The organism is Pseudomonas ulcerans (genome assembly GCF_036324125.1).
Taxonomy (GTDB): domain Bacteria; phylum Pseudomonadota; class Gammaproteobacteria; order Pseudomonadales; family Pseudomonadaceae; genus Aquipseudomonas; species Aquipseudomonas ulcerans.
The window spans coordinates 11,812-26,466 of record NZ_JAZDQN010000050.1; the positions used below are offsets into that span (position 1 = coordinate 11,812).

General features: G+C 67.7%; 2 protein-coding genes. Both read left to right on the plus strand.

Annotation, left to right across the window (positions count from 1 at the left end):
- Nucleotides 1-447: 447 nt before the first annotated feature.
- Nucleotides 448-3,819 carry an amino acid adenylation domain-containing protein gene (locus tag V0R59_RS27880; protein ID WP_330105850.1) on the plus strand — a complete coding sequence of 1,124 codons (3,372 nt, stop codon included), beginning with the start codon at nt 448-450 and terminating at the stop codon, nt 3,817-3,819.
- Nucleotides 3,816-14,654 (plus strand): amino acid adenylation domain-containing protein, encoded by a 10,839-nt coding sequence (locus V0R59_RS27885; RefSeq protein WP_330105851.1) that lies wholly within the window; start codon nt 3,816-3,818, stop codon nt 14,652-14,654. The genes V0R59_RS27880 and V0R59_RS27885 overlap by 4 nt, the downstream gene beginning before the upstream one ends.
- Nucleotide 14,655: the final 1 nt, after the last annotated feature.

The window sequence follows — 14,655 nt, forward strand, 5'->3', positions numbered from 1 at the left end:
TATCCGGCGCACCCTAGGGTGCTCCGCGCACAGCCGCCATAGCAGCAGCCAACGCGCTCAACGTTGAAGATGAGCAACTCCGCATAATCGACAGGTGACCAAACCTGATCGCCAGCAAGCGGCGACCGACGCAGCCTAGGTGCCGATTTCCAGAAGCGCAATGTCAAACGAGGCGCGGAAGTATGCTTGGGAAATTGCCTACAAGAAAGGAAGAAATTACGCGCTTTTCGTAGCTTTATATGACACCCCGGGGGCGGCGCTTGATCTTGGGTGAGCTAGAAAAACACCTGCATGCACGGCGCGATGTACGGCTCGATCTCAAAGGCGCTACAGCCCCGATACGCTTCCCCGACCAACGCCGCCATTCCTTTCTAAATATTTCCCTTCCAGTTCGTTCTTGTTCATACGACCAAGCCACGGTCACGCCGATCAGCAAGGACCCACTGCATGAATGCCGAACAAGCCCGGACACTCGCCCGCCGTTTCGTCGAGTTGCCTGCCGAGAAACGCAGCCTGTTCCTCGACGCGTTGCGTCGGGAAGAGGTGGACTTCGCCCAGTTTCCGATTCCGTCCTGCGCCGGGCTCGCCGAGCGCGACGGCTTGTCCCATGCCCAACAACGCATGTGGTTCCTCTGGCAGTTCGATCCGCAGAGCCCCGCCTACAACCTGCCGGTGTCGGTCGGCCTGAACGGTCCCTTCGACATGGCTGCCCTGGAGCGCGCCTTCGCCGTGCTGGTGGAGCGCCATGAAAGCCTGCGCACCACCTTCGCCCAGGACGGCGAACAGGCGATCCAGTGCGTCGCCGAGAGCGGTTCGGTGGATATCACCCTGCGCGACCTCAGCGCACTGCCCGAGGCCCAGCAGTGGCTCGCCGCCCGCGAGGCGATGGCCAGCGAGGCGCTGACCCCCTTCGATCTGCAACAGGGCCCGCTTTTCCGCGTGCGCGTGCTGCGCCTGGCCGCGCAGCAGCACGTGCTGTTGCTGACCCTGCACCACATCATCACCGACGGCTGGTCCATGGGCGTGCTGATCGACGAGTGCCTGGCCTGCTACGACGCCCTGGTGACCGGCAAGCCCGTCGAGCTCGCGCCGCTGTCGATCCAGTACCGCGACTACGCCCTGTGGCAGCGCGCCTGGCTGGACGCCGGCGAGCAGGCGCGGCAGCTGGCGTACTGGCGCGCCCACCTGGGCGACGAGCATCCGCTGCTGGAACTGCCCACCGACCGCCCCCATCCGCAACTGCCCAGCCAACAGGGCAAGTGCCTGGAAATCGACCTCGACAGCAGCCTGCTGAAAAACCTGCAAGGCCTCGCCCAGCAGCAGGGCGTGACCCTGTTCGTGGTTTTGCTGGCCTCGTTCAAGGCCCTGCTGCACCGCTACAGCGGCCAGCGCGATATCCGCGTCGGCGGGCTGATCGCCAACCGCACCCGCAGTGAAACCGAAGGCTTGATCGGCTTCTTCGTCAACACCCAGGTGCTGCGCAGCGAAGTCCTCCCCGACAGCCGTTTCGACGCCCTGTTGCAGACCGTGCGCCAGACCGCCCTTGGCGCCCAGGCGCACCAGGAGCTGTCGTTCGATGCCATCGTCGACGGCTTGCAGATCCCGCGCAGCCAGAACCGCAATCCGCTGTTCCAGGTGATGTTCAACCACCGTCCGCTGGTCAATGCCATCCAGGGTCGGCAACTGGCCTGCGGCCTGACGGTCGCCGGCCTGAGCGCCGAGCAACTGGGCGAAGACCAGCGCCCGCAGGCGGCGGGCAGCGACCTGATGCTGGAAACCAGCGGCGAAGGCGAGCAACTGAAGGCCTCCTTCACCTACGCCACCGACCTGTTCGACGAAGCCACGGTGCGGCGCATGGCCGGCCACTGGCGCACCCTGCTGGGCGGGATCTGCGCCAACCCCCGGGCGCGCATCGATCAGTTGCCGCTGCTGGGCGACGAGGAACAGGCGTTTCTGACCCGCGGCTGCAACCACAGCGCCCGCGAGTATCCGCTGGGGCGCAGCTATGTGGCGCAGTTCGAAGAGCGCGTGGCAGCCCAGCCGGAACGGATTGCCGTCAGCTCTCTCGATCAGCAGCAGAGCTACGCAACGCTCAACGCCAGGGCCAACCGCCTGGGCCATGCCCTGATTGCAGCGGGCGCCGGCTTCGACCAGCCGATCGCCTTGCTCGCCGAGCGTGGCCCGGACCTGCTGGGCATGATCGTCGGCAGCTTCAAGGCCGGTGCCGGCTACCTGCCGCTGGACCCGGCGCTGCCGAACCAGCGCCTGAGCGGCGTGATCGGGCAGAGCGGGGCGCCGGTGCTGGTGTGCAGCGCCGCGTGCGAGGCTCAGGCGCGTGAATTGCTGGTTGGGCTGGAGGGCGTGCAACTGCTGGTCTGGGAACAGGTGCAGCAAAGCGATGCCATCACCAACCCGGGCCGCTACAGCGCCCCGGACAACCTCGCCTACGTGATCTTCACGTCGGGCTCCACCGGCCTGCCGAAGGGCGTGATGGTCGAACAGCGCGGCATGCTCAACAACCAGCTGAGCAAGGTTCCGTACCTCGACCTGAGCGACAAGGACGTGATCGCCCAGACCGCCTCGCAGAGCTTCGATATCTCGGTCTGGCAGTTCCTCGCCGCACCGCTGTTCGGCGCCCGCGTGGATATCGTGCCGAACGATATCGCTCGTGATCCGCAGGCGTTGCTGGCCCATGTGGTGGAGCAGGGCATTACCGTGCTGGAAAGCGTCCCGTCGCTGATCCAGGGCCTGCTGGCCGAAGAACGCGTCAACCTCGACGGCCTGCGCTGGATGCTGCCGACCGGCGAAGCCATGCCGCCGGAACTGGCGCGCCAGTGGCTGCTGCGTTATCCACAGATCGGCCTGGTCAACGCCTATGGCCCGGCCGAGTGTTCGGACGATGTGGCTTTCTTCCGCGTCGACCTGGCCGCCACCGAAAGCACCTACCTGCCGATCGGCACGCCGACCGACAACAACCTGATCTACCTGCTGGACGATGCCCTGGAACTGGTGCCGCTGGGCGCCGTGGGCGAGCTGTGCGTCGCCGGTACCGGCGTCGGCCGCGGCTATGTGAGCGATACCCGCCGCACCGTGCCGGTGTTCGTGCCGAATCCGTTCGGCGCCCCGGGCGAGCGCCTGTACCGCACCGGCGACCTGGCCCGCCGCCGCGTCGATGGCGTGCTGGAATACGTCGGTCGCGCCGACCACCAGGTGAAGATCCGCGGCTACCGCATCGAGCTGGGCGAGATCGAAACCCGCCTGCTGGAACAGCCGGCGATCCGCGAAACCGTGGTCCTCGATATCGAGGGGCCGCAAGGCAAGCAACTGGCGGCCTACCTGACCCTGCGTAGCGAACTCGATGTCGACTCGCTCAAGGCTGCCTTGAAGGCCCACCTGCCGGACTACATGGTCCCGACCTTCTTCATCCCACTCGATGCCATGCCCCTCACGCCTAACGGCAAGCTCGACCGAAAGGCCCTGCCGCAGCCGGACGCCAGCCAGGCGCAGGCGCGCTACATGGCGCCGGTCACCGATATCGAGCAGCAACTGGCGGCGATCTGGGCCGAGGTGCTGAAGATCGAGCGGGTCGGCCTCAACGACAGTTTCTTCGAGCTGGGCGGGCATTCCCTGCTGGCGGCGCAGATGGTCGCGCGGATCAAGAAGCACCTGGGGGTCAGCCTGCCGCTGCGCACCCTGTTCGAACAGCCGCTGCTGAGCCAGCTGGCCGCTGCCGTGGCGGCGTTGAGCACTACCACGACCGATGATGACTGGGACGACATGGACCAGTTCATGGATTCACTGGAGGAAACCGAAGCATGAGCGGGACCACCACTGCACGTATCGCCAAACGCTTTGTCGGTCTGTCGCTCGACCAGCGCCGTCAGTTCCTCGCCAAGCTGCGGGCGGACGGCAAGGACTTCAGCCTGCTGCCGATCGTCGAGAGCCGCCACGACGTCGAGCTGATCCCGCTGTCCTACGCCCAGCAGCGCCTGCTGTTCCTCTGGCAGCTCGACCCGGGCAGCGATGCCTACAAGATGAGCACCGCCCTGCGTCTGCGCGGACAGCTGGACGAGCAGGCCCTGCAACGCGCGTTCGACCACCTGCTGCAACGCCATGAAGTGCTGCGCACCGTGTTCAGCACCGATGGCGAGCAGCCGCGCCAGGTGATCCTGCCGCAGCTGTCCATCGACCTGCAGCGCGCCGAGCCGGCCAGCGATGCCGAGCTGGAGCGCCTGGCCGGCGAATTCATCGCCCGGCCGTTCGACCTGCTCAAGGGCCCGCTGCTGCGCGCCTGCCTGTTGCGCGTGAGTGACGACGAGCATGTGCTGGTGGTGTGCATGCACCATATCGTCTCCGATGGCTGGTCCATGGAAGTGATGGTCAAGGAGTTCGCCCAGAGCTACCAGGCCTTCAGCCAGGGCGCGCAACCCTATCTGCCGGCGCTGCCATTGCAGTACGCCGACTACGCCATCTGGCAGCGCCAGTGGCTGGAAGCCGGGGAGGGCGAGCGCCAGCTCGACTACTGGCGCCGCCAGCTGGGTGACGAGCAACCGCTGCTGGAAGCCGCCCAGGACTTCCCGCGCCCGCCGGCCCAGAGCTTCCGTGGCGCGCACCTGAAATTCGATTTCGGCGCCGCGCGCTCGCAGCGCCTCAACGCCTTCGCCCGCAGCCAGGGCATGAGCCTGTTCATGCTGGTGCTGGCCGGCTTCTCGCTGTTCCTCTCGCGCCAGTCCGGGCAGCGCGATATCCGTATCGGCGTGCCCAACGCCAACCGCGGCCGCAGCGAGACCGAAGGGTTGATCGGCTTCTTCATCAACACCCAGGTGCTGCGCTGCCAACTGGACGAGCGCCTGAGCTACCTCGACCTGCTGGCACAGATCCGCGAGACCTCGTTCGAGGCCCAGGCCCATCAGGATGTGCCCTTCGAGCAACTGGTGGACCAGTTGGCGCCGGAGCGCAACCTTGGCCACAACCCGCTGTTCCAGGCCAAGTTCAACCAGAACGTGGTGCTCAAGCAGGAGCTGTCACTGAAGCTGCCGGGGCTGGAGGTCAGCGAGTACCCGATGCAGCGCGAGGGCGCGCACTTCGACCTGGCCCTGGACATCACCGATGACGGCCAGTTGATCCACGGCGATATCGCCTATGCCAGCGACCTTTACCAGCGCGCCACGGTCGAGGCGTTCATTCCGCAACTGCTGGCGCTGTTCGACGCCGTGCTGGATGCGCCGCAAGCGCCGCTCTACCAGCTTGCCGCGTTGCCGCAAGCCGAGGCCGTCCAGGCACTGCCGGCGGCGCCTTCGGTGCTGAGCCAGTGGCAGGCCAATGTCGCCCGCCAGCCGGAGGCCATCGCTGCCCGCTGCCTGAGCGAGAGCCTGACCTGGCGCGAGCTGGACCAGGCATCCAGCCGTCTCGCCCATCACCTGCAGCAACAGGGCGTCGCCCAGGGCGAGCCGGTGGCGGTGCTGATGGAGCGCTCGCTGCCCTGGCTGACCGCCTTGCTGGCGATTTTCAAGGCCGGTGCGGTGTACATGCCGCTGGATGTGAAGGCTCCGGACGAGCGCCTGCAGCAGATGCTGGAGCGCGCCGGGGCCAAGGCCGTGCTGCGTGGCGAAGGTGCCCCGCGCCTCGACGTGGCGGTGGATATCGCCTGGCAGCCGACGCTGTGGGAGCAGCAACCGGACACCACGCCGACCGTCACCCTGCCCGCGCAGTCCCCGGCCTACGTGATCCACACGTCCGGCTCCACCGGCCAGCCCAAGGGCGTGCTGGTCAGCCATGGCGCCCTGGCCAGCTACGTGCGCGGCCTGCTGGCGCGCCTGCAACCGGCACCGGAGGCGAGCATGGCGCTGGCCTCGACCATCGCCGCCGACCTCGGCCACACCGTGCTGTTCGGCGCCCTGTGCGCCGGGCGCACCCTGCATGTGCTGCCCGAGGCCCTGGGCTTCGACCCGGACGCCTTCGCCGACTACATGGCGACCCACCAGGTCGGCGTGCTGAAGATCGTTCCCGGCCATCTTGCCGCGCTGCTCCAGGCCGCGCGGCCGGCGGACGTGCTGCCACGGCACCTGCTGATCGTCGGCGGCGAAGCCTGTCCGGCCGGGCTGGTGGAGCGGGTGCGCGAGCTGCGTCCGCAGTGCCGCGTGGTCAACCACTACGGCCCGAGCGAAACCACGGTCGGCGTGCTGACCCATGAAGTCACCGGCGAAATCCCCCAGGTCGTGCCAGTGGGCGAAGCGTTGCCGGGTGCCGTGGTACGGGTGCTGGACGATGTGTTCAACGGCGTCGCCGAGCGCGTGCCCGGCGAGCTGTATATCGGTGGCGACAGCCTGGCCCTGGGTTACCTCGGCCAGCCGGCGCTGACCGCCGAGCGCTTCGTGCCGGACCCGCACGGCCCGGCCGGTGCGCGCCTGTACCGCAGTGGCGACCGCGTGCGCCGCAACCGCGAAGGCCAGCTGGAATTCATCGGCCGCGCCGACGACCAGGTGAAGATCCGCGGCTACCGCGTCGAACCGGCGGAAGTCGCGCGGGTGCTGCAAGGCCTGGTGCAACAGGCCGTGGTCCTCGCCGTGCCGCAGGACGACGATGCCAGCCGCCTGCAACTGCTGGCCTGGGTCGTGGCCGAAGGCGCTAGCGCCGAGTCCCTGCGCCAGCAACTGGCCGGGGTGCTGCCGGAGTACATGGTGCCGGCGCAGGTCGTCCTGCTGGAGCAACTGCCGCTGACCGCCAACGGCAAGCTGGACAAGCGTGCCCTGCCAAGGCCGGGCGCGGTGCAGCAGCGCTACGTGGCGCCCCAGGGCGAGATCGAGGAAAAGCTCGCGGCCATCTGGCGCGACGTGCTCAAGCTGGAACAGGTCGGCAGCACCGACAACTTCTTCGAACTGGGTGGCGACTCGATCCTCAGCCTGCAGATCATCGCCCGGGCCAAGCGCCAGGGGATCAAGCTCAATCCCAAGCAGCTGTTCGAGAAACAGACCATCGGCCAGCTGGCCACGGTGGCCAGGCTGATCGAGAAGAAGGCCGTGGCCCCGGTGGTCGAGCAGGTCAGCGGCAACCTGCCGCTGCTGCCGATCCAGGCGCGCTTCTTCGAAATGGACATCCCGCAGCGCCAGCACTGGAACCAGTCGGTGCTGCTCAAGCCGGGACAGAGGGTCGACCCTGCCCATCTCCAGGCGGCGCTGCATGCCCTGCTGGAGCAGCACGATGCCCTGCGCCTCAATTTCGCCCGGCAATACGCCGGCTGGCAGGCGGTGTTCGCGCCGCTGGACAGCACCTCGCTGCTGTGGACCCGCAGCAGCGACGACCTCGACGCCCTGGCCGACGAAGCCCAGCGCAGCCTCGACCTGAAGAGTGGCCCGCTGCTGCGCGCCGTGCTGGTGGACCTGGCGGACGGCTCGCAGCGCCTGCTGCTGGTGATCCATCACCTGGTGGTGGATGGCGTGTCCTGGCGCGTGCTGCTGGAAGACCTGCAACAGGCCTGGAGCGCCATCGCGGCGGGCCGCGCCCCGGCCTTGCCGGCCAAGACCAGCGCTTACAAGGACTGGGCCGAAAAGCTCCATGCCTACGCCAACAGCCCGGCCCTGGAAGCCGAGCGCGACTACTGGCGCGGCGTGCTCGACGGTGCCGCAGACAACCTGCCGCAGGACAACCCGCAAGGCAGCCTGCGCGTGCAGGATGCCGCCCATGCCACCTCGCGTTTCGATGCGCAGTTGACCACGCAACTGCTCAAGGTCGCCCCGGCGGCCTACCGCACCCAGGTCAACGACCTGCTGCTGACCGCCCTGGCCCAGGTCCTGTGCCAGTGGAGCGGGCAGCCTTCGGTGCGCGTGCAACTGGAAGGCCATGGCCGCGAAGACCTGTTCGACGGCCTCGACCTGAGCCGCACCGTCGGCTGGTTCAGCAGCCTGTTCCCGGTGCGCCTGACCCCGGGCGCGACCCCGGCCGCATCGCTGTGCGCCATCAAGGAACAGTTGCGCGGCGTGCCGGCCAAGGGCATCGGCTTCGGCGTGCTGCGCTACCTCGGCGATGGTGACTTCGCCCACGCGCTGGCGGCGCTGCCACAGCCACGGGTGACCTTCAACTACCTCGGCCAGTTCGACGGCAGCTTCGAGCAGGACGCCGCCTTCGGCCTCGCCCCGGAAGGCAGCGGCCAGCCGCTGTGCCCCGAGGGCCCGCTGGGCAACTGGCTGGGTATCAACGGCCAGGTGTTCGACGGCCAGCTGCGCCTGGACTGGACCTACAGCCGCGGGATGTTCCGCAGCGAAACCATCGAGGCCCTGGCCCGCGACTACGAGCGGGCGCTGCAAGACCTGGTGGAGCATTGCGTGGCCGGCCATCACGGCGTCACGCCGTCGGACTTCCCGCTGGCGGCGCTGACCCAGCAACAACTCGATCGCCTGCCGCTGGCCGCCGCCGGCATCGAGGACATCTACCCGCTGTCGCCGATGCAGCAGGGCATGCTGTTCCACAGCCTGTATGCGCAGGGCGCAGGCGATTACGTCAACCAGCTGCGGGTCAGCGTCGGCGGCCTCGACGCCGCGCGCCTGCGTGAAGCCTGGCAGGGGCTGCTGGACCAGCATGAAGTGCTGCGCAGCAGCTTCGTCAGCGACGCCGCGCACCCTGTGCAGGTGGTGCAGCGCCAGGTGGTGCTGCCGTTCGTGGAAATCGATGCCCGCGGCCGCGAAAGCCTGGATGCCTGGCTGGACGATTGGGCGCGGATCGAGCGCGACAAGGGTTTCGAATTGACTCGCGGCCCGCTGCTGCGGGTGGCGTTGATCCGCACCGACGACGACCGTCATGAACTGATCTACACCAGCCACCATATCCTGATGGACGGCTGGAGCAGCTCGCGCATGCTCGGCGAGGTCCTGCAGCGCTACGCCGGCCACGCGCCGACGGGGCAGGGCAGCCAGTACCGCGACTACATCCGCTGGCTGCAGCAGCAGGACGCCGCGGCCGGCGAGCGCTTCTGGGTGGAGCAACTGGCCGCCTTCGACGAACCGACCCGTCTGGCCCAGGCCCTCAAGGGCGCGGGAGAGGGCCAGGGCTACGGCGATCATCTCGAAGACCTGGATGCCGGCCTGACCCGCCGTCTCGGCGATTTCGCCCGGGAACAGCGGGTCACCCTCAACACCCTGGTGCAGGCCGCGTGGCTGTTGCTGCTGCAGCGCTACACCGGGCAGTCCAGCGTCACCTTCGGCGCCACCGTGGCCGGGCGACCCAGCGAGCTGGCCGGTGTCGAGGAACAGCTGGGCCTGTTCATCAACACCCTGCCGGTGGTCGCCAGCCCGCGTCCGGAGCAGTCCGTTGCCGACTTCGTGCAGCAGGTGCAGGCGCTCAACCTGGCCCTGCGCGAGTTCGAGCACACGCCGCTGTACGAGGTGCAGCGCTGGGCCGGCTGGAGCGGCGAGGCGCTGTTCGACAATATCCTGGTGTTCGAGAACTACCCGATTTCCGATGCCCTGCAACAGGCGGCGCCGGACGGACTGGTGTTCGGCGACGTGCGCACCCGGGAACAGACCCATTATCCGCTGACCCTGGTGGTCAATACCGGCGAGCGCCTGTCGCTGCGCATCAGCCATGACCGCCGGCATTTCGGCGAGCGGGCGGTGGCGCAACTGGCGGCGCATTTCAATCACCTGCTGGCGGCGCTGGTCGTTGACCCTCAGGCGCGGCTGGGCCAGTTGGCGTTGCCTTCGACGCCGATGCAGGACGTTGCCCGCTTCCCGAACGAGGCGTGCATTCATCAACTGATCGAAGCCCAGGCGGCACGGCTGCCCGAGGCAGTGGCGGTGAGCTTCGCCGGCGAGCAGCTGACCTATGCGCAGCTCAACGCACGGGCCAACCAGCTGGCGCACAAGCTGCGCGGGCAGGGCGTGGGGCCGGATGTGCTGGTGGGGCTGTCCATCGAGCGTGGCCTGGACATGCTGGTCGGCGTGCTGGGCATCCTCAAGTCGGGCGGTGCCTATGTGCCGCTGGACCCGGATTATCCACAGGACCGTCTGGACTACATGCAGTCGGACAGCGGGATCAGGTTGCTGCTGACCCAGGCGGATCTGCTGCCGAGCGCACTGACGGGCCACAGCGAAGAAAACCCGGTGAACCTGACCACGCCGGACAACCTGGCCTACGTGATCTACACCTCCGGCTCAACCGGCAAGCCGAAGGGCGCGCTGCTGCCGCACAGCAACGTGCTGCGCCTGTTCGAGGCCACGGAGGCCTGGTTCGGCTTCGACGAGAAGGACGTGTGGACCCTGTTCCACTCCTACGCCTTCGACTTCTCCGTGTGGGAGATCTTCGGTGCGCTGATGCATGGCGGTCGCCTGGTGGTCGTGCCACGCGAAGTCACCCGCTCGCCGGATGATTTCCACAAGCTGCTGGTGGCCGAGCAGGTCACCGTGCTGAACCAGACGCCCTCGGCGTTCAAGCAACTGGCCCGGGTCGCCTGTGATGCGCCGGATGCCCTGGCCCTGCGCTATGTCGTCTTCGGCGGCGAGGCGCTGGACGTCGGCAGCCTGCAACCCTGGTTCGAGCGCTTCGGCGATCAGCAGCCTCAGCTGATCAACATGTACGGCATCACCGAAACCACGGTGCACGTGACCTACCGGCCGATCAGCAAGGCCGACCTGCAACAGGCCGAAGTCAGCCCGATCGGCGAGGCGATCCCGGACCTGTCGATGGTCGTCCTCGACACCGATTTCAACCCTGTAGCCCCGGGTGTGTGTGGCGAGCTGCATGTCGGCCATGCCGGCCTCGCCCGCGGCTACCACAACCGCGCCGCGCTGACCGCAGAACGCTTCGTGCCCAACCCGTTCGCCGCCGATGGCAGCCGCCTGTACCGCACCGGCGACCTTGCCCGCTTCCGTGACGCAGGGGTGATCGAATACGCCGGCCGTATCGACCATCAGGTGAAGATCCGTGGCTTCCGTATCGAGCTGGGCGAGATCGAAGCGCGCCTGCAAGAACACGACGCCGTGCGCGAAGTGATCGTGCTCGCCGTCGACGGCCCGGCCGGCCAGCAACTGGCGGCCTACCTGGTGCCGCACGACGCTGCTGGCAGCGATCTGCGCGACACCCTGAAGGCGTATCTCAAGGCCAACCTGCCGGACTACATGGTCCCGGCGCACCTGATAGTGCTCGACACCATGCCGCTGACCGCCAACGGCAAGCTGGACCGCAAGGCCCTGCCCAAGCCGGACGCCTCCGCCGCGCAAGGTGCCTACGTGGCGCCGGTCAGCGAACTGGAACAGCAACTGGCGGCCATCTGGGCCGATGTCCTGCAGGTGGCACAGGTCGGCCTCAGCGACAACTTCTTCGAACTGGGCGGCCACTCGCTGCTGGCCACCCAGGTGGTCTCCCGGGTGCGCCAGCAACTGGGCCTGGAGCTGTCCCTGCGCGATCTGTTCGAGTCCGCCGACCTTGCGGCCTTCGCCGCTGCTGCGCAACAAGGCCCGGCCAGCCAGGCACCGGCCCTGGTCCGCGCCGACCGCGAGCAGCCGCTGGCCCTGTCCTACGCCCAGCAACGCCAGTGGTTCCTCTGGCAACTGGAGCCTGACAGCGCCGCCTACAACATCCCCGTGGCCCTGCGCCTGGACGGTGCGCTGGATATCGAGGCGCTGGAGTCCAGCTTCAGTGCGCTGATCGCCCGCCACGAAACCCTGCGCACCACCTTCCGCCAGGACGGCGAACAGGCCGTGCAGATCGTCCATCCGGCCGCGCCACTGGTGCTGGCAGTGGAAACGCTGGCGGCCGGCGAGGCCCTGGAAGACTGCATCGCCCGTGAGGTACGGCGTCCGTTCGACCTGCAACAGGGCCCGTTGCTGCGGGTCAGGCTGCTGCACCTGGGCGAGGACCGCCATGTGCTGGTGCTGACCCAGCACCATGGCGTCTCCGATGGCTGGTCGATGCCGATCATGGTCGACGAACTGGTGCGCCTCTACGAAGGCTTCAGCCAGGGCCGGGAAACCCGCCTCGATGCCTTGCCGATCCAGTACGCCGACTACGCCCTGTGGCAGCGCCAGTGGATGGAAGCCGGCGAACAGCAGCGCCAGCTCGACTACTGGACCGCGCAGTTGGGCGGTGCGCAGCCGGTGCTGGAACTGCCCACCGACCGCCCGCGTCCGGCGATCCAGCAACTGGCCGGCGCGCGCCATGCCATCAGCCTCGACGCGGCGTTGGTGGACAGCCTCAAGGCCGTGGCACGGCAGCACGGCGTGACCCTGTTCATGCTCCTGCTGGCGGCCTTCCAGACCCTGCTGCAGCGCCATAGCGGCCAGGCGGATATCCGCGTCGGCGTGCCGATCGCCAACCGCACCCGGGCCGAGACCGAGAAGCTCATCGGCTTCTTCGTCAACACCCAGGTGCTCAAGGCCGAGTTCAGCGCGGACACCACCTTCGCCGGGCTGTTGCAGCAGGTGAAGCAGACCGCCCTGCAGGCCCAGGCGCACCAGGAACTGCCCTTCGAGCAACTGGTGGAAGCCCTGCAACCGCAGCGCAGCCTCAGCCACAGCCCGCTGTTCCAGGTGATGTTCAACCATCAGGCCGAGGCCCGGGGCACGGCGCGGCAATTGCCGGGGCTGAGCGTCGAGGTGCTTGCCGCCGACAGCCAGTCGGCGCAGTTCGACCTGACCCTGAACACCGTCGAGCATGCCGCTGGCCTGGCGGCTGAACTGAGCTATGCCACGGCGCTGTTCGACGGCGCGACCATCGCCCGCCTGGCCGGGCACTGGCGCAACCTGCTGCAAGGGATCTGCGCCGATGCCCGGCAGCGCATCGCCGACCTGCCGTTGCTGGACGGCGACGAGCGCCGGCGGATCCTGGTGGACTGGAACCAGAGCCAGGCCGACTACCCGCGCCAGCAGTGCCTGCCGGCGCTGTTCGAGGCGCAGGTGCGGGCGACGCCGGAGGCCACCGCGCTGGTCCTGGGCGATATCACCCTGAGCTACGGGCAACTCAACGGCCATGCCAACCAGTTGGCGTACAAGCTGCGCGAACTGGGCGTCGGCCCGGATGTGCTGGTGGGCGTGGCGCTGGAGCGGGGTGCGGAAATGCTCGTCGGCCTGCTGGCGATCATGAAGGCCGGCGGCGCCTACGTGCCGCTGGACCCGGATTTCCCCCGTGACCGGCTGGCCTACATGATGCAGGACAGTGGCCTGAAGCTGCTGCTCAGCCAGTCGTCGTTGCTGGAGCAACTGACCATCCCGGCGGGCGTTGAAACCCTGTGCCTGGACCAGGAAGGCGACTGGCTGGAAGGCTACGAGCAGGACAACCTGCCGCCTTCGGCCGCGCCGGAAAACCTCGCCTACGTGATCTACACCTCCGGCTCCACCGGCCTGCCGAAGGGCGTGACCCTGCAGCATCAGTCCCTGGTCAACTTCCTGTTCAGCATGGCCGGGCAGCCGGGGCTGAGCGCCAACGACCGGGTGCTGTCGCTGACCTCGCTGTCCTTCGATATCGCCGGCCTGGAGCTGTACCTGCCGCTGATTCGCGGGGCCTCGGTGGTGCTGCTCAAGCCGCACCAGAACAAGGACCCGCAGGCACTGCTACAGGTGATCGCCGAGCAGGGTGTGAGCGTGATCCAGGCCACGCCGTCCAGCTGGCGGATGATTCTCGACGCTGCTCCGGCTGATGCCCTGAAGGGCAAGACCATTCTCTGTGGCGGCGAAGCATTGAGCGCGGAACTGGCCCAGCGCCTGATCGACCAGGCCGGGCATGTGTGGAACGTCTACGGCCCGACCGAGACCACCATCTGGTCGGCGCGCCACTACCTGACCCGCAGCGATGACGTCTGGCTGGGCAAGCCACTGGCCAACACCACCTTGCATATCGTCAGCGACGACCTCGACGTGCTGCCGGTAGGCGCACGGGGCGAACTGCTGATCGGCGGAGAAGGTCTTGCTCGCGGCTACCATCAGCGTCCGTCGCTGACCGCAGAGCGCTTCGTGCCGGACCCGTTCTCGACCACGGGCGGCCGCCTGTACCGCACCGGCGACGTGGCCCGTTACCACGCTGACGGGGTGATCGAGTACGTCGGTCGTCTCGACCACCAGGTGAAGATCCGTGGCTTCCGTATCGAGCTGGGCGAGATCGAGGCGCGGCTGCTGGAGCACCCGGCAGTACACCAGGCCGTGGTGATCGATATCGACCTGGCCGGCCACAAGCAACTGGCCGCCTACCTGGTCGCCGACGAGGACAGCACCGAGCTGCGCAACGCCCTCAAGGCCCATCTCAAGGCCGGCTTGCCGGACTACATGGTGCCGGGCCACCTGGTGTGGCTGGAAAAGATGCCGCAGACGCCCAACGGCAAGCTCGACCGCAAGGCCCTGCCGGCCCCGGACGCCAGCCTGGCCCAGCGCAGCTACGTGGCTCCGGTCAGCGAGCAGGAACAGCAGATGGCGGCGATCTGGGCCGAGGTGCTCAAGGTCGAGCGCGTCGGCCTGCTCGATGATTTCTTCGAGCTGGGCGGGCATTCCCTGCTGGCCGCGCAACTGGTCTCACGCATTCAATCCGGCCTCGGTATCGACGTACCGCTGCGCCTTATCTTCGAGAAACCGCAATTGAACGATTTCCTCCTGGCCTTCGCCGACACCGGCCTGTCGCTCACCGAAGACGGCCTGTCCGATATCGAAAAACTGATGAACGAACTGGCAGGAGCCTGAG